Raw genomic sequence first — 20,490 nt, forward strand, 5'->3', positions numbered from 1 at the left:
CCCTACCTATGATCCGAAGAATATTGCTACTTCTTACAATAAGCACTTTTCTTACCTCGTGTCTTACCTACTACGAAAAAAATATTCAGTTACAGAATATGATTGCGGCCGGCAACTTCGATTCGGCTGACAAACTATTACAAAACGATAAGAAAGGGAGCGAAGGCAAGAATCGCATGCTCTATTTTTGTAACAGAGGTGTGGTATCTTTTATGAATGGTGAGTATGAGCAAAGTATTGACTACTTTAATCAGGCAGATTACTACGTTGAAGACTATAAAAGTAACCTGGGTAACGAAGCCTTGGCTTTAATCACCAATCCTGGAATTAAACCCTATCGCCCTGAGGATTTTGAATCTGTTATGGTTCATTATTACAAAGCTCTTAATTTTATTTACCTCAACAATTACGAAGGAGCTTTGGTAGAATGCCGAAGAGTAGATATTTTACTTCAGCAATTCAACGAAAAATATAAAAAAGGGAAAAATAAATACACCCGCGATGCTTTTGCCCATACTTTAATGGGATTGGTATACGAAGCTTCAGGTAATACAAACGATGCTTTTATTGCCTACCGTAATGCACTGGAAATATACGAAGAAGATTATCTTCCTATGTTTGGTGTACAACCACCTCAACAGTTAAAAGAAGATTTATTGCGAACTGCTTACGAACTGGGTTTTGGAACTGAACTTCATTTTTACGAAGATAAATTCGGAATGAAATATGAACCCAACGAGGATGAAAATGGTTACCTCATATTCTTCTGGATGAATGGCTTTGGTCCTGTAAAAGCCGAGTGGAGTATTAATTTTGTAAATACAGGCTATAACGACGGCTGGATAACACTTACCAACGATGAATATGGTTTATCTTTCCCTATTTATATTGGAAAATATTCCGACGAACAGAAAAATTCTTTTAAAAACCTTTCTGTACTTCGGGTAGCATTTCCAAAATATGTAGAGCGTAAACCACTATTTCACAACGCTCATATATCAGCTAACGGCGAAACTTATCCGCTTGAATTATCTGAAAACATTAATGCTATAGCCTTTCAATGTTTGCAAGATAGAATGTTAAGAGAAATTGGTGCAGGTATAGCACGGTTAGCAGCAAAAAAAGCAATGGAAGCAGCTGTTAGAAGCGAAAATGAAAACCTGGGTGCTGTTTTAAGCATAATTAATGCTGCCACCGAACAGGCCGATACTCGTAATTGGCAAGCACTTCCATATAGTATATCGTATTGCAGAGTTCCCTTAAGTGAAGGAACTCATCAGGTGAGTCTTAAAACATCAGGCCAAATGCAAAACGAAGTACCCTTTACATTTAATATTCAAAAGGGTAAAACCACTTTCTTTGCTTTCCATAATTTAGAGAGTGAACGAATTGGCTATTAGCCAATAAGAAAAACCATGGAAGAGCCTACCCTGCGAAAAAGAATAAATCTTGATGGAAATAGCCCTTCCATGATATCTTTACAATTGTTTGAATTGTTTTATCTGAAGCAAATAAAACCATTGTGAGTTAACACAATATAAACTCAATGTTAATTCAATCTGAATAAATAATAGATTTGCTAAATTTTGACAGTAGTCTTACCCATCTACCTCAAACATTGGTTGTATCAAACGGTGATTATTTTTTCGACTCGCTCTGAATCAATAGATGAATTTTAGAGAACCAATTTTACTGATGCTTCTAACGTGTGCCCCACAGAAACCGTTCGCCCCAGTATTCATCATCCAGCGAAGTAATAACACAACCTTTAGAAGAAGAAACATGAATAAATTCTGAGGTGTTAATCATTATGCCCACATGATTTACCAAACGAATACTGTTTCCTTTAAAAAATATCAGATCACCTTTTCGCAAACGACCTTTAGTAGATACTACATTCCCGTAACGTGCCATATCAGATGATTTATGAGGTAGATTTAATCCAATATTCTTTCCGGCCAAATATACCAATCCAGAGCAATCCAAACCCTTGGAAGTCATCCCTCCAGCCTTGCATGTCGTACCTTTATACTTCAAAGCTGATTGTACCAGGTCTTCTTTAGTAAATTCAGCTGGCCATTCCTGTTCTATGCCTCTACTGGCAAAATCTTCAATTCGTTGCCTTAAAGTTGGATCGATGGTTTTGTCCAACAAAAGCTCATACCCCGACACCTGACACGAGACCGTAAACAGACCAATCAATACTATTATTCCCCATCTACCAACCATTAACTATGTAGTTTTTCGATAACTAAACACAGCTAAAGATACAGAAATGATGGCTATTACCAAGGTTGATCGGATTTCAAGAAATACATCGCTAAAACCGGCTCCTTTAATCAATACCATCCTGATTACATTCATAAAATAATAAAGTGGATTTAGTCTATTCAGCTTTTGAGCTATGTATGGCATATTATCAACCGAAGTAAATGCACCACTCAACAACACAAACACCAACAAAAAGAAGAAGCTCAACATCATAACCTGTTGCTGCGTTTGACTTTTGGTTGAAATCAATAAACCAATTCCTAAAACAGCTACCAGATAAATAAAAGCAAATGTGTACAAAACCAATAAACTGCCATTAACAGGCAAATCATATAAAATTTTGGCTACCAGCAAAGCCAAAGTCAATTCCAGCAGACCAATAATTAAAAATGGAACAAGTTTACCTATGATAAAGTGCGATTTACGAATTGGTGTCACATTAATTTGTTCAGCAGTTCCAACTTCTTTTTCTCTTACCAGATTCAACGCAGAAAGAAACATTCCGATTATAGTTACCAATATTGCCATGATAGCCGGTAACATATAATACTTGTAATTTAGTTCGGGATTAAACCAGTACAATGCCTCTGATTTAATTTGATTTAAATTAGGTAATGATTGTTGATTAATAGCTATACTCAAATTTAACTCTCTAATCATGTTGCTCAAGTATCCAAACGATAATTGGGCTTTTGATGCATCAATAGCGTCTGTAATTATTTGCATTTTTCCGATTCCTTCCCTGTTTACATCTGCCTCCAACTTATTTGGGATAAATATGACTACATCCGTTTTATTGTCTTGAAGCCTGTCAATAGCATCTTCTTTATTAATGGATAACTCTTCCAGTTTGAAAAAGGGCGATGCTTCCAGCTTATTTATCAAAAGGCGCGAAGTACTTGACAGATCCATATCAGCTACCGTGATACTAATATTCTTCATATCCATGGTGGCTGCATTCACCAGAATAATCAACTGAACCAAAGGCATAACAAATATTAGTGGTAACATGGTACGGTTACGAAATATTTGCAAAAACTCTTTTTGTAGAAGGGCAAGTAATATTCTCATAACTTTTATTGCAATCTGATTTTAAATTTCTTCACACTCAAGGTCACGAACAGTACTACAAACCCAATTAGTATGAGTGTTTCTTTCCAAACATATAGCAATCCCCCGCCCTTAAGCATAATGGTTTTAACGATGATGATAAACCATTTAGGTGGAATTATATTGCTTATTATGCGTAAAGGCAAAGGCATGTTCTCAACCGGAAAAATAAATCCTGACAAAAGTATAACAGGAAGCATTAGAGCAAACATGCTCATAAACATCGCTACCATCTGGTTTTTGGCAACTGTTGAAATAAGTATACCAAGCGACAAAGCCAAAATAGTAAATAACAAACATTCCATCAGTAATAGAATGATACTTCCTTTTACCGGAACACCAAAAACAAAGTAGCCCAATGCCAGAATTGAAACGGCATTAATCAGCGCCATCATCACATAGGGTGTTACCTTTCCCATAATAATTTGCAAAGGTTTTAAGGGTGATATCAACAGTACTTCCATTGAGCCATATTCCTTTTCTCGGGTAATGGAAATACTAGTCATCATGGCTGAAACCAACATCAGAATCATAGCCATAATACCTGGAATTGACATATAAACGCCCTCGAGACTTTCGTTGTAAAACATGCGCACTTCAGGTTGAATTCCCTTCACAACTCCCTGACTTGCATAAGAGGCAAAAATACCTTCGGCAAATTGTGAGAGCATTCGGGCCTGATTGGGATCTGATGCATCGCAGACCAGCTGAACATTCGCGGTGCCTTCCTTCTGAAGATTTCTACCAAACTCAGGCTCAAATACTACAACCATCTTCACACGCTGATCATTAAAAGCAGGTTCAATCTGGGACTCACTAGTCAGATAGGCATCATTGTTAAAATAACCCGATGACAATAGCTTTTGGGTTAACTCGCGCGTAACCTCATCTTTCGATTTATCCAATATAGCAATAGATGCATCTTTAATTTCGGTAGTGATGGCAAAACCAAAAATAAGAATCTGCGCTATCGGCATGATGAATAAAATCAACATGGTGCGATAATCGCGAAATATATGGAGAAATTCTTTTTTTACAAATGCTATAAACCGATTCATAGGTTTTGTTTTAGGCTTAATAATATCCTTATAGTTCTTAAGTTTGAAGGCAGAAGGCAGTAGTTTATTTCATAAAAACTACATAACAACGTCTTCCAAATCATTCTATCAATCTAATGGTCTAACCATCAATCTATCGCGCCAGAGCCAGAAAAACATCATTCATACTGGCAGCATTATACTGCTTCTTTAATTCAGCGGGAGTATCCAATGCATCTATGCGTCCATCAACCATAATGGTTACGCGATCGCAATATTCGGCTTCATCCATATAATGAGTGGTCACAAAAACGGTAATACCATTTTCGGCTGCTTCGTAAATCATCTCCCAAAACTGACGGCGCGTTATCGGATCGACTCCACCAGTTGGTTCATCTAGAAAAACAATGGAAGGCTGATGAAGAATAGCCACACTAAACGCCAGCTTTTGCTTCCACCCCAACGATAGTGTTGAAACCAGTCGCTTTCTTTCTTTATAAAGATTCAGCTTACGCAACAGATCTTCACCCCGCGCCTTAAATTCGCTGGATGATAACCCGTATACAGTTGCAAAAAAACGCATGTTCTCCCAGATGCTTAAATCCTCAAACAACGAGAATTTCTGACTCATATAACCTATTCGCTTTTTTACTTCTTCGGCCTGGTGCGAAACATCAAAGCCAGCCACTTCTACTTTACCCGAAGTCGGTGATGATAGTCCACATAGAATGCGCATTGCTGTTGTTTTACCAGCTCCGTTGGCTCCCAGGAATCCAAATATCTCACCCTGATCGACGTGAAAATTAAGATTATTATTGGCTGTAAAATGTCCAAATTTCTTCACCAGGTTTTCAACAGTTATAACCTTTTTCTTATCCATATCAACCAACATTATGAGTTAATGCAATAAAACAATCCTCAATATCAGGCTGTATCATTTCCACTTTATCAAATGTCAATTGCTGAGATGATAAATATGCTTCGATTACATCTGCGCTCACATTATTTCTTTTATCGAGATAATGAAGCGTCTCACCGAAGGGATAAACATTTTCACAAAACTCCCATTGCCGAAGAGCCTGAAGTGACTTATAGTTATTCTTTACTTTAATGGTATACAAGGGATCGGAAAACTGTGAAACAATTTCTGAAGGCGGAGCAACCGCATGAATCTTACCATTTTGCATCAATGCCACCCGATCACATAAACCGGCTTCATCCATATAAGGTGTTGAGACTACAATGGTGATTCCTTTCTCTTTCAGTTTTTGCAACATCTCCCAAAACTCCCTTCGTGAAACAGCATCAACTCCTGTGGTTGGTTCATCGAGCAATAACAATCTGGGTTTATGAATGAGTGCACATGACAACGCCAACTTCTGTTTCATTCCTCCTGATAATTTTCCTGCCGGACGTTTTTTGAATGGCTCAATCTGTTTGTATATATCTTCAATCAGATGATAATTCTCTTCAATAGTAGTTCCAAAAACAGTGGCAAAAAACTGCAAGTTCTCTTCAATGGACAAATCGTAGTATAATGAAAACTTACCGGGCATATAACCAATAATTTGCCGAACCTTCTTGTACTCCTTAACAGGATCCAGACCAAACAAATTGATTTGGCCTTCATCGGGAATCAGAAGTGAATTAAGCATACGAAACAAGGTGGTTTTTCCAGCACCATCGGGTCCGATAAAACCAAACAGCTCACCTTCTTCGATACGTAATGAGACATCATCTACCGCATGAACATCCTCAAATGACTTATGTATATTTTTGAACTCAATCATAATCAGAACTTCACTTCACCCGGCATACCTATCTTTACACGACCATCGTTTTGAACAGCTATTTTTATAGCATAAACCAAATCAACACGCTCCTCTTTTGTCTGAACAATCTTTGGAGTAAACTCCGCTGATGATGAAATCCAGGAGATAGTACCTTCCATTACTTGATTACTATCTTCTGTTTTATCAAAACGAACTTCAACCTTTTGGCCAATCTTTATATTAGGTAACTGACTTCCGGTTACGAAGGCACGCAAATACATCTCATTCAAATCAGCTACTTTGACAACAGGCTTACCAATCATTACCATTTCACCCTGCTCAACAAACTTTTGCAAAACTGTTCCTTCGGAAGGCATAGTAATTGTGCATCTGCTTAATAGATCTTCAACCTCTGCAATTTGTGCATCAATCACCTCCAACTCAGCCTTAACACTGGCAATTTGTGTTTGATAGCCTATTAACTGTTTGTCCATTACCTGCACCTGACCTTGCAGATCATCCACTTGTTTTGAAGTTGCTGCTTTTTCGCGATACATATTATAAACACGAGTTACATCCTTCATCAACACCCCTTTTTGCGCATTTAATACATCAATAGAAGCTTTAACCTGTTCAATTTTACTCTGTGAAGCTATGCGCGAGGCATTTAATTGTTTTCGTTTAATAATAAGCTGAGTTGTATCGACCAATGCAATAACATCTCCAACATTTAATTCTTGACCTTCATCAACCTTTAACTGCATAACTCGTCCACTAACTTCAGAACTAATCAGCTTATCAGTGGCCTCAAAATTTCCGTATGCATCAGAATCCGATTCTCCATTATTACAGGCTGCTAAAAGAATTAAGAAAGTAATCCCTATTAAATTTATCATTCTCATATTATTGGGCTTTAGTCTCTAAATTTTGTTTTATTCCTAATTCACTCAATTCAACTTGTGCTTTAGTTTTTTCTATCAGATGAATCTCTTTGGCCAATCGGGCCATACTCTCGGCATTAAATTCTTTGATATAATCAGCTGCTGTAACTGTTCCGTTATTCATTTGCGACTGGCGAGCCTTAGTAATCTTCTCACGCAGCAGGATGATGTCATCATCTTTTTCTAGTACCTTATCCAATTTTCGAATACTTGATTTGATTTCCTTTTCAGCCAGACTAAGATTTTTAGTAAAAGTGGCTTCCTGAATCTTAACACTTTCGGTCTGCAGCTGAATAATCTGTTTTTCGTTGGATGTTGCTTTCCAGTCCCAAATATTCCATTTTAAACTGACTCCTACCATGTAAAAAGTAGCCAACTCATCCTTCAACATATTATAACCGGGATTACCATAGCCCAGTTGTCCAAACCCAGCTACCACAGGAATGCGCTGACGCCCTTTCAAATGCTGATAATCTCCTAATTGATTTTGCTGAGCCTCAAACAAAGTATATTCAGGTCGTTCCTTATTCGCCAAAGTAACCGGAACCAAAAACTCCTCATTCAAGGAAAAATCTGAACCCGTTAACTCATGTAAAATTTCCAATGCTGCCTTCTGTCCTTCTTGTATTGCATATTTGTTCTGCTCAACATTAAGCAATTCAACCTCAAACAAATCAGCCTCACTTTGTAAAAGCATACCGTTCTTAACAGCCACTGTCATCTCATCTAATCTCTGCTGCAGAATTTCCTGATTATATTCTAATTGTGCTAACTGCTGGTTTAACGTAAGCAGTAAAAAGTAACTTTCAATCACCTTTGTTCTGATAGCATACAACTGAACTTCAACACTTTGCCTCTCGGTTAATTTCTGACTCTCTTCAAGTAATTTAGCTGCTTTGGTCATTCCACCATCATAAATGGTTTGCCGAACATCAACATACGCCTTGTATTGCTCCTTAGGTGCTTTGGGAACCTCAAATCCTGGAGCAGGAGAATCAAATCCAGGCACATCGTTTTGCCAGGTATACTGAAGAGTTGCATCTAATTTTGGATAGTAATTAGTATTTAACGCCTTCAGCCTAAACTCTAACTGTTTATCCAAATTTTCAAAGTCTGATATAAGTGGATAATTCTCTCTACTCAATCGCAAACACTCTTCTAAAGTGATTGTTTGAGCCTTCATCGTCAGGCCCGATAAAATAAGTACAATAACAAATAGTAATCTCATAGTTTTAGGCTTTCATAAAATAACACTCTTTTATTACGCTCATTACCGTTTCTTTGCGCTGCTGAATAAAATCGTCCCATATTTGTTCATTATTATCCATTAATAAACGCATCATTAACGGCCGAGCTGCAAACGGAAAAACACAGAGTGAAATCACATTCACAATCATATTTAGTGAGTTTGTTTTTTTCAAATGCCCCTCCTCCATTAACTTCTCAAGAAAAGTCATTATTATTTTAGGATTGATACCTATTTCTTTCATTAGCAGCTCAAACCTATCAGGTGTACGGTGTAACTCTGCCAAAATAAAATTGGGTAAAAAGGGTTTATCAATGAATGTATCAATGTAAGCTTCAACAATTGATTCAATTGCCTTGTAAGGAGTTTCAATTGTCATAGCTCCTTCCACTTGCGGCCAAAATTCTTTAAAAGCCTCAATAAAAACTTTGTTAAACAATTTTTCTTTAGAGCGAAAGTAGTAATGCAACATCGCCTTATTGATGCCTGCCTTATCTGCTATTTCCTGCATTCGGGCTCCATCCATCCCCTTCTCCATAAAAACTTCACGGGCAGCATTTAAAATAACCTGTTCCGTTACATTCTCATTCTGTTTATTTAATCCATCCATATAGTTTAACCATTTGGTTAATTGCACATCAAATCTAAACTAACCAAATGAATTAACCAAATGGTTAATGCTATTTTATTAATTCAAATACTTATCATACTTTTGCATCTGGTTTTCTTTTATTTGTATAATTTAAACACAAAAAAGCTGAACAATTAGTCAGCTCGGAGGTTATAATTCATAACTCAACAAAACCAATATGTTTCAGTTAAAAAGCGACATAAAACAAGATAGTGAGTTCAAAAACAACCAGATAAAGAACCAATTACTCATTGATGAGTATTGGACAAAATATGAAACGGTTCTTAAAGGCGGTGGACATAAAGCGATGAAAAAACACGTCGAAAGAGGAAAACTCCCACCACGTAAAAGAATAGATTTATTAATTGATAAAAATTCACCGTTTCTTGAATTATCTTCTTTAGCTGCTAATGGTCAATATGATGATAGCTTCCCTTCAGCCGGAATCATTACCGGAATAGGTAAAGTACACGGGCAGGATGTAATGATTATTGCAAACGATGCTACGGTTAAAGGTGGAACTTATATTGCCGAAACCATCAAAAAACATTTACGTGCTCAGGAAATTGCCGGGCAAAATTCTCTTCCTTGCATTTATATGGTTGATAGCGGTGGTATTTTTTTGCCTGAACAAGCTAAAGTATTTGCTGATAAGAATGATTTTGGTCGCATATTTTATAATCAGTCACGATTATCAGCAAAAGGAATTGCTCAGATTTCCATTGTTATGGGATCGTGCACTGCAGGAGGTGCTTACGTTCCTGCTATGAGTGATGAAACCATAATTGTAAAAGAACAAGGCACCATATTTTTGGCAGGTCCTCCACTTGTGAAGGCTGCCACCGGTGAGGAAGTAACAGCCGAAGAACTAGGTGGTGGATATGTTCACACTCATATTTCGGGAGTCGCGGATCACTTGGCTGATGATGATGTGCATGCCATTCATATATGCCGAAATATTATAGAATCATTGCCTGCAAGTAGTGTTTCAAAGGTTGAATATAAAAACCCTGCACATAATACAGAGGATCTTTATGGATTAATCCCATCTGATGGAAAACCATTTCCTGACATTCGGGAATTAATATCGCATTTGACAGACAATAGTAATTTTCATGAGTTTAAAAAGAATTACGGCACCACATTAGTAACTGGCTTTGCTCACATTCACGGTCAAAAAGTAGGAATTTTAGCTAATAATGGTATACTCTTTTCGGAGTCGGCTTTGAAAGGAGCGCATTTTATACAATTGTGCAACGAGCGAAATATTCCTATGATGTTTCTTCAGAATATTACCGGGTTTATGGTGGGAAAAGAATATGAGCATAAAGGAATTGCAAAAGATGGTGCTAAAATGGTGAATGCTCTAGCCAACTCAAATGTTCCGTATTTCACCATTATCATAGGTGGATCTTACGGAGCCGGAAATTACGCAATGGCTGGCCGCGCTTACGAACCTCGCTTTTTATTTATGTGGCCCAATGCTCGTATTTCGGTGATGGGTGCCAAACAAGCGGCTGAGGTTTTAATAACCATCAAAAAAGATCAGGCTAAAGCTTTCAACAAAGAAGTTAATGAGGAAGAGTTGGATGCTATTCGTAGTCAGATCATAAAAAAATATGAAGAGGAAGGATCTCCTTACTATAGCACTAGTCGCCTGTGGGATGATGGCATCATCGATCCTGCATCAACCAGAGAGGTAGCAGCACGTGTTCTTCAGATTATTTCAAATAAAAACAACCAAAGTGATGGATATGGAGTCTTCAGAATGTAAAACATATACTTTAACCGAATTAGAGCAGAAAGATGCAATTAGCTGGATTACCTTAAATAATCCGCAAAAGAAAAATGCTCTTTCTGCAACAATGATATCAGAGCTAATTGAACTATTGAAAGAAATTGCAGATGACGAAAACCAACGTGTCGTAGTTATTCAGGGTGCCGATGGGGTATTTTGCTCGGGTGCCGATCTTGACTGGATGCGGCAAGGTGTTGATCAAAACCTTCAACAAAACATGGAAGATGCACAACTTTTCTATCGTTTGTATTCAACCTTGTTTTATTTTCCTAAACCTGTAATGGTGTGGGTTGAAAAGTTTGCTTTTGGTGGAGCTACAGGTATTATTGCATGCGCTGATTATGTACTCAGCGATAAAAATAGTGTATTCGGTTTTCCTGAAGTTAAACTAGGATTGGTACCGGGAACTATTGCCCCTTTTATTGTTAAAAAAATAAGTTTCAACCACGCTAAATCTTACATGTTGAGCGGAGAAACTTTTTCAGCAAAAAAAGCAAAAAAAATAGGTTTCGTAAACGAGATCGTTAAAGCTGAAAATAAGGAAGAAAGAATTAAGGTTTTAGCAGAACAATTTAAAAAGAATAGTCCTGAAGCAATAACCTCGACAAAACACTTATTAAATAGAATTGTTGATAACGGGGAGCTCAATGAAGACATGGCCAATTTATGCTGTCATACCATTTCATCAGCCCGCATATCAAATGAAGGACAAGAAGGTGTAAATGCCTTTTTTGAAAAAAGAAAACCCTACTGGATTAAAGACTGACGATGGGAAGAGGGAGTAAAATAACTAAGGTATTAATTCCAAATCGTGGTGAGATAGCTGTTCGAATCATTAGAGCTGCACACGACTTGGGGATTAAAACGGTTGTGACTTTAACTGAATTGGAGCAGGATACTATTCCGGCAGAAATCAGTGACGAGGTGCACTTTTTTGATGGAACATCTTTAGCCGAAACGTACCTTAATATACCGTTGATTATTGATTTGGCTAAAAAATACAACGCCGATAGTATTCATCCCGGATATGGCTTTTTAGCTGAAAACGAAAATTTAGCCATTGCCTGCTCTAACGCAGAAATTACTTTTATTGGTCCTTCGGCTGAAAATCTACAGCAAATGGGTGATAAACAAACTGCCCGTACAATTGCAAGAAAAAGTAATGTACCCATCACTCAATCGTGGGAAGGATCTGTTGAAAGCATATTAAAACAGGTCGATCAGATGCAATTCCCTGTTTTGATAAAGGCAGCTATGGGTGGCGGTGGAAAAGGAATGGCCATTTGTCACAACGCTGAAACGTTGAAAAATCAACTACCTTCAGTTGCTCGTCAGGCCAAAAGTTTTTTTGGTGATGATCGCGTTTATGTTGAAAGTTATATTGAATCACCTCGTCATATTGAAGTTCAGGTATTAGCCGATGATTTTGGAAATACCGTTCATTTGTTCGAACGGGAGTGTTCTATACAAAGGCGCTTCCAGAAAATTATTGAAGAAGCTCCGGCACCCAATCTATCTGATGAAAAAAGAAATGAAATAACATCTGATGCCATCAGGCTATGTAAGAGTATTGGTTACAAAAGTGCAGGTACATTAGAATTTCTATTAGATAACAAGGGAAAGCACTATTTCCTTGAGATGAATACCCGAATACAGGTTGAACATTGTGTTACCGAAGAAATTACCAATATAGATCTGGTTAAATGGCAATTTAAAATTGCAGCAGGTGAATCATTAAGCTTATCGCAAGATCTGGTTTCGATAAATGGACATGCCATTCAAGCACGTATCTATGCAGAAGATCCCGAGAAAGATTTTGCCCCTTCGCCTGGTATTATAACCAATCTAATATTACCACAGAATGATGAATTAAGAATGGAAATGGCTTTCGATCAACCAACAACCATTCACCCTCAGTTTGATCCAATGATAGCCAAGTTTATTGTTCATCAAGCCAACAGAAATATGGCGATCGAAAAGCTTTCGGAGAAATTGGGAGAAACGGCCATTGATGGAATAAAAACCAACCTTTCTTTTCTTCAGAATACATTGAATCATAAAACTTTTATAGCAGGAAAAGTACATACTCATTTCTGCCAAACTGAAAACGATTTGCTTCTGGCAAAAGATCAAACCACAATAGAATTATCAAAAGTTGCATATAGCCTAATTAGATTCTATTCTAGTAACGATATAGATGGTTATTGGAGACTTTTTCCACATATCAATTTCAGCTATAACAACCAAAATTATCTGGCCAGGTATCGCAAACAAAACAATGAGATTCACCTGACAATAAATCATCAGGAATATATTATTTCAGAAGTAAAGTTAACGAAACAATCCATCTCATTCTTTCATAACGAGCAAGCATTAAAAGCTTTCTATTTCGAAAACAATGAGATTTATAAGATTATCATCAATAATCAAGAACACATAATAACAGCATCTGATATTCTACCAGAATATCAACCTAATGAAGAAAAAAATAATCAGATAAATGGTTCAACTTTATATGCTCCGCTCCCCGGACAAGTAGCCAAAATATTAGTAAAGGAAGGTCAGCGAGTAAAAGAAGGAGATGTATTGGTAATACTGGAAGCCATGAAAATGGAAAACCGACTAAGTGCATGGAAAGACACACTTATTGAACAAATACATGTACAAAGCGGAGATCAGGTAAAGTCGAACCAACTACTTATAACTACAAACTAACATGTCGGTATTAACAAACGAACAACACGAAGCATTCAGACAAGAAGTAAGACAATTTGCCGAAAAGGAAATTAAACCATTGGCCGCTCAACTTGATGAAAAGGAAGAATTTTCAGTTGAATTAACCCAAAAAATGGGTCAGGCAGGTTTATTTGGAATTGACATTCCCAAACAATATGGAGGGCGCGAACTGGATACTCTTTCATACATTATTGGAGTAGAAGAAATCTCACGTATTGATGGTTCTCAGGGTGCTACTATGGCAGCGCATAACAGTTTGGGCATTGCTCCTATCTATCAATTCGGAACAGAAGAGCAACGAAGCAAATATCTCCCGATCTTAACTAATGGGGAGGGATTATGGGCATTTGGACTCACTGAAGTAATGGCCGGATCAGATGCCAAAGGTGTTCAAACAGTTGCTGAAGAAAAAAGCGACCATTGGCTCATTAATGGTTCAAAACGATATATTACTAATGGAAGTAATGAGTTGATGAAAGGAATGACGGTATTAGCCATAACAGATGAAGAAGGTGATAAAAAACGATTTTCAGTTATTCTTGTTGATCGTAATTCAGAAGGTTTTACAACAGAACCCATGAAAGGTAAAATGATGTGGCGTGCTTCTGACACTGCTAAGATCAAACTAAACAATATTATAGCTCCTAAAGAAAATCTGCTTGGCAAAAAAGACAAAGGCCTTGGCCAAATGCTTAAAACTCTCGACTCGGGTCGATTATCTATCGCAGCTATGGGGTTAGGTCTAGCACAAGGAGCTTTTGAGATGGCAATGGAATATGCACAAAAACGCAAACAATTCGGTCAAAAAATTTCATCCTTTCAAAATACTCAATTCCAATTAGCCGACATGGCTCTTAAAATTGAGTTGGCGCGCAATACCTTATATAATGCTTGTGTATTGAAAGACCGAAGTCTACCCTTTGGTAAAGAAGCAGCCATGTCTAAACTATATTGTAGTAATATTGCCAAAGAAGTATCAGATGCTGCTGTTCAGATTTTCTCAGGTCAGGGTTTATTTAAATCCTCTGCCATTGAGCGGTTTTATCGCGATCAGCGCATCTTGCAAATTGGAGAAGGCACATCAGAAATACTGCATATTGTAATTAGTAAGCATTTGGGATTGGAATAATAAGCCGTAAATTTGCCTTAATCATAAAACTCACACAATGGAAGACCGCAAAAAAGATCATATTGATTTAGCTTTTAGTTCTCGCTTGAATGGCGACATGGTGGATAATCGTTTTGATTACGAACCCATGCTTGGCATCCATGGAAAAAAAGATCTGAGCTTTGAATTTGCGGATAAAATAATGCAATTACCCATTTGGGTTTCAAGTATGACTGGTGGCACTAAGCGAGCAGGCACAATTAACAAAAATCTGGCTCAGGCATGTGGAGAGTTTGGCTTGGGTATGGGCCTTGGATCTTGCCGAATTTTACTTGATTCACCTGAGTATTTCGATGATTTTAATGTGCGACCAATCATGGGTGACGACGTGCCTCTGTTTGCTAACATTGGTATTTGCCAACTGGAACAGATGTTACAGAATAGATCTGAAGGGGAATTAGATGAGTTGGTAGATAAACTTCAGGCTGATGGTTTGGCCATACATATTAATCCAATGCAAGAGGCCTTCCAGCCAGAAGGGGATGTTTTAAAAACTCCACCTATTGAACTTCTTAAAAAGTATCTTGAGAAAACTGACCTTAAGATTATTGTGAAGGAAGTGGGCCAAGGCTTTGGAAAAGAAAGCTTACGCCAACTATTAGCACTTCCTTTGGAAGCCATTGAGTTTGGCGCCTTGGGCGGAACCAATTTTTCATTGGTTGAGTTAAATCGTTCCGAGGCAGTTGCTGCTGAAGTTTATAATCCTTTTATTCATATTGGTCACACTGCCGATAATATGACCCACACTATCAATCAATTGGTTGATAAAATGGGATATAAGATTAAGGTTAATAACGTAATTATCTCAGGAGGTATTAGTTCTTTGTTAGATGGTTATTATCTGACGGAAATCTCAAAAATGCCAGCCATCTTTGGCATGGGATCAGCTTTTTTACGTCATTCTATGGGCAGCTACGACAAGCTACAAAGCTATGTTGAGAAATTAGCCAATGGTTTACAATTGGCCAATAACTTTTTAAGAGTAAAGCTATAAAATGCAGAATAATAATATAATAAGGGGCTTTTCTAAATTAAGTCGCCAAGAAAAGATAAAGCTAATAACTAATCAACTCAATCTTAGTGAGGAAGTTGAGGGTGATCTGGATCGATATTTACATCCTACAGATCAGTCTTTATTTAGTGATATTTCAGAGAATACGGTCTCTAATTATTATTTACCTTTTAGTCTTGCTCCCAACTTTCTGATAAACGACCAGGTCTATATAGTTCCCATGGTTATTGAGGAAAGTTCGGTGGTTGCCGCTGCCTCCAAAGCCGCTTCATTTTGGGCGAAAAACGGAGGATTTAAAACCAAAGTAATTAATACGCAGAAGAACGGTCAGATATTTTTTAGCTGGAACGGTCCCATAGAAAAGCTGAAGGAATATGGATTAGAGATCGAAGAATTAATAAAAAAAGCTACTGATCCTGTTACTTCTAATATGAAAGCTCGTGGTGGTGGAATTACAGGTTTTAAGTTGAAAACGATTGAAAACATGGATCATACCCATGAACTGCTAATTCATTTCAACACAGTTAACTCGATGGGTGCTAATTTCATTAATACTTGTCTTGAAAAGATAGCAGATCCTTTGATTGATTTTATTAACGAGAAAGCCGAATTGCAATCACTGGGAATGGCAGAACACATCATGTCAATATTAAGTAATTACACGCCAGAATGTATTGTTGAGTGTTCGGTGCAATGCCCCATTGAACAATTAGCTCCTTATTCAGGTGATTACACACCAAAGCAATTTGCAACGCGATTTAAAACAGCAGTTGATATTGCCATAAATGATCCATACAGGGCAGTAACTCATAACAAAGGCATTTTTAACGGCATTGATGCTGTGGTATTAGCAACCGGAAACGACTTTCGGGCAGTTGAGGCCGGAGCCCAGGCTTATGCTTCCAAAAGTGGACAGTATCGTTCGCTAACCCAATGCGAATTGACTGAAACGGATTTTAAATACACTTTAAAGGTTCCACTGGCACTCGGAACAGTCGGAGGGTTAACAAACATCCACCCAATGGTTAAAACAGCTTTTAAAATTTTAGGATCTTCTAATGCCGAACAGTTGATGGAAATTGTTGCTGCCGCCGGGATGGCCAATAATTTTAGTGCTGTTACTGCTTTGACAACAACAGGCATACAAAAAGGTCATATGAAATTACACTTGGGTAATATTTTAACATCATTACAAGCCACCAATGAGGAAAAAACACTTGCTCAAGAATATTTTACCAATAAAACAGTGAGTCATACAGCTGTTCAAGATTTTTTAATCCATTGCCGAAAACAAGTATGATAAACAATATAGACACGTATCATGCAAATGGTAAACTTCTTCTTACTGGAGAATATGCTGTACTAGAAGGGGCTAAGGCATTGGCTGTACCCCTTAACAAAGGGCAACAATTAAGAATATCACATCATTCATCGGGTTTACTTTGGAAAGCATCGAATCCCGAAGGACTATGGTTTGAAGCTTTCTTTGATAATGATCTTCAACTTCTAAAAAATAGTCATTCACCCTTTGCAATTCGCTTGCAAAAAATTTTGCAACAAATCATCAAAATTAAACCTGAAGCAACCCTATTATTAAAAAATAAGACAGTTGAAACTCAACTTGAATTTAACCCACAATGGGGCTGGGGAAGCAGTTCAACCCTAATTGCTCTTTTATCTCAATGGCTGGAGATTGATCCATACATTCTGTTAGAAAATACTTTTGGCGGATCGGGATATGATATAGCTTGTGCATTAAACGACAATCCAATTCTTTACCAGATAAATGGTAAAAAGCCAGTTATTCAACCCGTTAGTTTTAATCCAACTTTTAAAGATCATATCTATTTTATTTATTCTGGAAAAAAGCAAAATAGCAGCAATGAGGTCGGTCGTTTTTTAAAAGATAGTACAATAAGTAATCACACCATTGAAGAGATAAATGAAATAACTCAGATGATGTCAGTGACTCAAAACCTAAACGAGTTTGGTAATTTGATGCATAGACATGCTGAATTACTGAGTAATATTGTTCATCTAAAACCTATAAACACTGAACAATTTAATCATTTTGAAGGTTATACTAAAGCATTGGGTGCCTGGGGAGGTGACTTTTTCATGGCTGTCTCTGAGCACGATAAAAAATATGTACAACAATATTTTAAAGCAAAAGGACTGGACATCCTTTTTAAATACGATGATATCGTTTTAAACAGTAACTAGTAAATGCAACAGATAATTTCATCATATCAGGAAGCTCCATCCAATATTGCAATTGTAAAATACTGGGGTAAAAAGGGGATTCAGGAACCTATGAATCCCAGCTTAAGTTTCACTTTAAAAAAGGCTTTTACCAAAGTAAATATCAGTTATGAGGTATCGGATGAGGAATTAACCCTGGACTTTTTATTTGAAGGAAAACAAAAAGATAGTTTCATCCCAAAACTTGAGTCTTTCATACAGAACATACAACGGCTCCTTCCCTATTTAAAAAGTGGAAAGTTATTGATTGAAAGTGAAAATACATTTCCTCACTCAAGTGGAATTGCATCTTCTGCCAGCTCAATGGCTGCTATAGCAAAAGCCTTGGCTGATATTAACCTAAAATTGGGTAATACTTTTATTAATCAAGAAGCCACTGTCTCTGAAATTGCCAGACTGGGTTCAGGAAGTGCATGCCGATCAACACAATATGGCTGGGTTTTATGGGGGCAAACTTATATACTGGAGCAATCAAGTAATTTATATGGTATTGAAACCAATAAAATGGTTCATCCCAACTTCGATCAGCTTCAGGACAGTATACTCGTAATAAGAAAAGGTGCTAAGTCGGTAAGTAGTAGTGTTGGTCACTCTTTAATGAATAATCACTATTATCAAGAGGGCCGAATTAAACAGGCTAATGATAATATAGCTAAGGTAATAACAGCACTTAAAGATGGTGATTTTAATACTTTTTCTGAAGTATGTGAAGAGGAAGCACTGAGTTTACATGGTCTGATGATGAGTTCATCACCCGGATATACTCTGATGGCTCCTGAAACACTTGCAGCCATTAATAAACTGAAGCAATTTAGAGAAGAAAATGATATACCGCTAACCTACACTTTAGATGCAGGTCCTAATATTCATATTCTTTATCAGAAGCAATATTCTGAGATTATAAAATCGTTTATCGAAAATCAACTCGCTCCCCTTTGTGAGGACCAAATGGTGATTTTTGATGAATTATCAATGCAATCAAACTGAAAATAATGGGCATAAAAAAGGCAAAAAAAGAAATCTATTACTCAAAGGTGATGTTGTTTGGCGAATACAGCATCATACTAGGTTCGATGGGATTAACCATACCTTATGCACATTTTAACGGTGAACTTAAGTTTATTAATAAAACCAGTTATACCGATTTGGATTTTGCTCAAAACTCAAATCAGCAAATCAGAGAATTAAACAACTACATCTCTGATTTAAAAAAGAATAAACAACTCCTGCATGATTTTAATTCAGAGAAGCTAGCTAAAGATCTTGATGATGGTTTATATTTTGAATCCAGTATTCCGGAAGGATACGGACTGGGAAGCAGCGGTGCTCTGGTTGCGGCATTATATAATGAATACACGTTAGACAGAATAGAATCCAGAGCCGGCATTAAAATGAGCGAAATGCTGGAACTAAAAAAGAATTTCGCACAGATAGAATCGTTTTATCACGGAACCAGTTCAGGCATTGATCCCCTAATTTGCTATTTAAAACATCCGTTGGTTCTTGAGAACAAAAATCAAATATCATCAGTAGGTATCCCTCGAAAAGATATACTTGATGAAGATGCTATCTTTTTAATTAATAGTGGAAAACCGGGTAAAACAGCACCATTGGTTAAGCTCTTCATGGAAAAAATTAAGGATTCATCCTTTTTAAAAGCCATTGAAGATGAATTAATTCCTATGACCAATACATGTATTGAAAATATGCTAAAAGGTAATCTAAATACCGTATTTACTATCTTAAAACAATTATCTGCTTTTCAATTAGATAAACTACCTGAGATGATTCCGGCTTCGTTTAAAGAAATTTGGAAATATGGATTAAAATCGGATGATTTCACACTAAAACTTTGTGGATCAGGAGGTGGTGGCTTTATCCTTGGCTTCACTCGTAAGTATTCAACCACCAAAGCCTATTTTAACGAATTAGGATTAGAAATGATTCCTGTTTATCGCGAGGTGATAAAATAGTATTTACAAAAGGTGTAAAAAAAACAATTCCCTCGTAAAAATACGAGGGAATCTTTTTTCATAGATAATAGGAGGTTATAATGGTATTAGATTAATCTCAAAAGCTTGGCAAGTATACTAATTATTGTCTCAGATACACCAAGAACAATGGATTGTTTGACTAATACACTAAAATCTTACTTAAATAGCGCTTCCCCCTCGTTCACCTGTCCTAATGCGAATGCATTCTTCCAGGTTGGTGATAAAAATCTTTCCATCACCAATCTCACCTTTAATTTCATTTTCAGATCGAGCTGCATCAATTATGGCATTTACTGCTGTATCAACAAACTCTTCATTAACTGCTATCTCAACTCTCATTTTTGGTATAAGTCCGGGAATAATCTTTTTCCCTCTATAGACTTCTTCTGTTAACTGTGCACCATGACCTGATACGCGACTTACCGTGATACGTGAAATTCCGGCTGCGATTAATCCTTCGCGCACCTGATCTAATTGATAAGCTCTTATAATTGCTGTTATTAATTTCATCT

The 20,490-nt window shown here is 37.1% G+C and carries 19 protein-coding genes; 10 read left to right on the top strand and 9 right to left on the bottom strand.

The genetic code is table 11. The features are described 5' to 3' along the window. The first annotated feature begins 8 nt into the window (after positions 1–8). The gene (locus KEM10_RS19385; protein WP_212218338.1) at positions 9–1,400 is read left to right on the top strand and encodes a COG3014 family protein; all 1,392 of its coding nucleotides are present in this window, start codon (positions 9–11) and stop codon (positions 1,398–1,400) included. Positions 1,401–1,701: 301 nt separating this feature from the next. Here the strand turns inward: KEM10_RS19385 and KEM10_RS19390 are convergent, their stop codons facing one another. The 8 genes from KEM10_RS19390 to KEM10_RS19425 all read right to left on the bottom strand — a co-directional run bounded on the left by KEM10_RS19390 (position 1,702) and on the right by KEM10_RS19425 (position 8,987). Then, complete coding sequence (locus KEM10_RS19390) at positions 1,702–2,229, bottom strand: C40 family peptidase (RefSeq protein ID WP_212218341.1); 528 nt, start codon at positions 2,227–2,229, stop codon at positions 1,702–1,704. Positions 2,230–2,232: 3 nt separating this feature from the next. Further along, positions 2,233–3,342 carry an ABC transporter permease gene (locus KEM10_RS19395; protein WP_212218344.1) on the bottom strand — a complete coding sequence of 370 codons (1,110 nt, stop codon included), beginning with the start codon at positions 3,340–3,342 and terminating at the stop codon, positions 2,233–2,235. A gap of 5 nt (positions 3,343–3,347) precedes the next feature. Beyond that, on the bottom strand, positions 3,348–4,439 hold the full coding sequence (locus tag KEM10_RS19400; protein WP_212218347.1) for an ABC transporter permease: 1,092 nt from the start codon (positions 4,437–4,439) through the stop codon (positions 3,348–3,350). Between the two features lie 133 nt (positions 4,440–4,572). Beyond that, a complete protein-coding gene (locus tag KEM10_RS19405; RefSeq protein WP_212218350.1) occupies positions 4,573–5,298 on the bottom strand; it encodes an ABC transporter ATP-binding protein in 726 nt (241 codons plus the stop codon). Between the two features lies 1 nt (position 5,299). Continuing rightward, on the bottom strand, positions 5,300–6,208 hold the full coding sequence (locus tag KEM10_RS19410; protein WP_212218352.1) for an ABC transporter ATP-binding protein: 909 nt from the start codon (positions 6,206–6,208) through the stop codon (positions 5,300–5,302). Between the two features lie 2 nt (positions 6,209–6,210). Continuing rightward, positions 6,211–7,092, bottom strand: coding sequence for an HlyD family secretion protein (locus KEM10_RS19415; protein WP_212218355.1), 882 nt, complete (start codon positions 7,090–7,092; stop codon positions 6,211–6,213). Between the two features lies 1 nt (position 7,093). Continuing rightward, positions 7,094–8,359 (bottom strand): TolC family protein, encoded by a 1,266-nt coding sequence (locus tag KEM10_RS19420; RefSeq protein ID WP_212218359.1) that lies wholly within the window; start codon positions 8,357–8,359, stop codon positions 7,094–7,096. A 4-nt stretch (positions 8,360–8,363) separates the two neighbouring features. Next, complete coding sequence (locus tag KEM10_RS19425) at positions 8,364–8,987, bottom strand: TetR/AcrR family transcriptional regulator (RefSeq protein ID WP_212218362.1); 624 nt, start codon at positions 8,985–8,987, stop codon at positions 8,364–8,366. A 199-nt stretch (positions 8,988–9,186) separates the two neighbouring features. On the opposite strand from KEM10_RS19425, the gene KEM10_RS19430 reads away from it, so the two are divergent. The 9 genes from KEM10_RS19430 to KEM10_RS19470 are packed head-to-tail and all read left to right on the top strand — an operon-like array spanning position 9,187 to position 19,957. After that, the gene (locus KEM10_RS19430) at positions 9,187–10,782 is read left to right on the top strand and encodes a carboxyl transferase domain-containing protein (RefSeq protein WP_212218365.1); all 1,596 of its coding nucleotides are present in this window, start codon (positions 9,187–9,189) and stop codon (positions 10,780–10,782) included. Continuing rightward, complete coding sequence (locus KEM10_RS19435) at positions 10,757–11,572, top strand: enoyl-CoA hydratase/isomerase family protein (protein ID WP_244826046.1); 816 nt, start codon at positions 10,757–10,759, stop codon at positions 11,570–11,572. The genes KEM10_RS19430 and KEM10_RS19435 overlap by 26 nt, the downstream gene beginning before the upstream one ends. Before the next feature lie 2 nt (positions 11,573–11,574). Then, entirely contained in the window at positions 11,575–13,521 is a 1,947-nt protein-coding gene (locus KEM10_RS19440; protein WP_212218371.1) for an acetyl/propionyl/methylcrotonyl-CoA carboxylase subunit alpha, read from the top strand. 1 nt (position 13,522) lies between these two features. After that, positions 13,523–14,671 carry an acyl-CoA dehydrogenase family protein gene (locus KEM10_RS19445; RefSeq protein ID WP_212218374.1) on the top strand — a complete coding sequence of 383 codons (1,149 nt, stop codon included), beginning with the start codon at positions 13,523–13,525 and terminating at the stop codon, positions 14,669–14,671. A gap of 37 nt (positions 14,672–14,708) precedes the next feature. Then, complete coding sequence (locus KEM10_RS19450) at positions 14,709–15,704, top strand: beta/alpha barrel domain-containing protein (RefSeq protein ID WP_212218377.1); 996 nt, start codon at positions 14,709–14,711, stop codon at positions 15,702–15,704. Position 15,705: 1 nt separating this feature from the next. Beyond that, entirely contained in the window at positions 15,706–17,022 is a 1,317-nt protein-coding gene (locus tag KEM10_RS19455; protein WP_212218380.1) for a hydroxymethylglutaryl-CoA reductase, read from the top strand. After that, entirely contained in the window at positions 17,019–17,945 is a 927-nt protein-coding gene (locus KEM10_RS19460) for a GYDIA family GHMP kinase (RefSeq protein ID WP_212218385.1), read from the top strand. Before KEM10_RS19455 ends, KEM10_RS19460 begins: the two co-directional genes overlap by 4 nt. Positions 17,946–17,948: 3 nt before the next feature. Beyond that, positions 17,949–18,971, top strand: coding sequence for a diphosphomevalonate decarboxylase (gene mvaD / locus KEM10_RS19465; RefSeq protein ID WP_212218388.1), 1,023 nt, complete (start codon positions 17,949–17,951; stop codon positions 18,969–18,971). 5 nt (positions 18,972–18,976) lie between these two features. Beyond that, a complete protein-coding gene (locus KEM10_RS19470) occupies positions 18,977–19,957 on the top strand; it encodes a mevalonate kinase family protein (RefSeq protein ID WP_212218391.1) in 981 nt (326 codons plus the stop codon). A gap of 180 nt (positions 19,958–20,137) precedes the next feature. Here KEM10_RS19470 and KEM10_RS19475 read toward each other — a convergent pair whose 3' ends face one another. Next, a complete protein-coding gene (locus KEM10_RS19475; protein ID WP_212218394.1) occupies positions 20,138–20,488 on the bottom strand; it encodes a P-II family nitrogen regulator in 351 nt (116 codons plus the stop codon). Positions 20,489–20,490 lie beyond the last annotated feature (2 nt).

This window comes from Carboxylicivirga linearis, from assembly GCF_018271995.1.
Lineage (GTDB): Bacteria > Bacteroidota > Bacteroidia > Bacteroidales > Marinilabiliaceae > Carboxylicivirga > Carboxylicivirga linearis.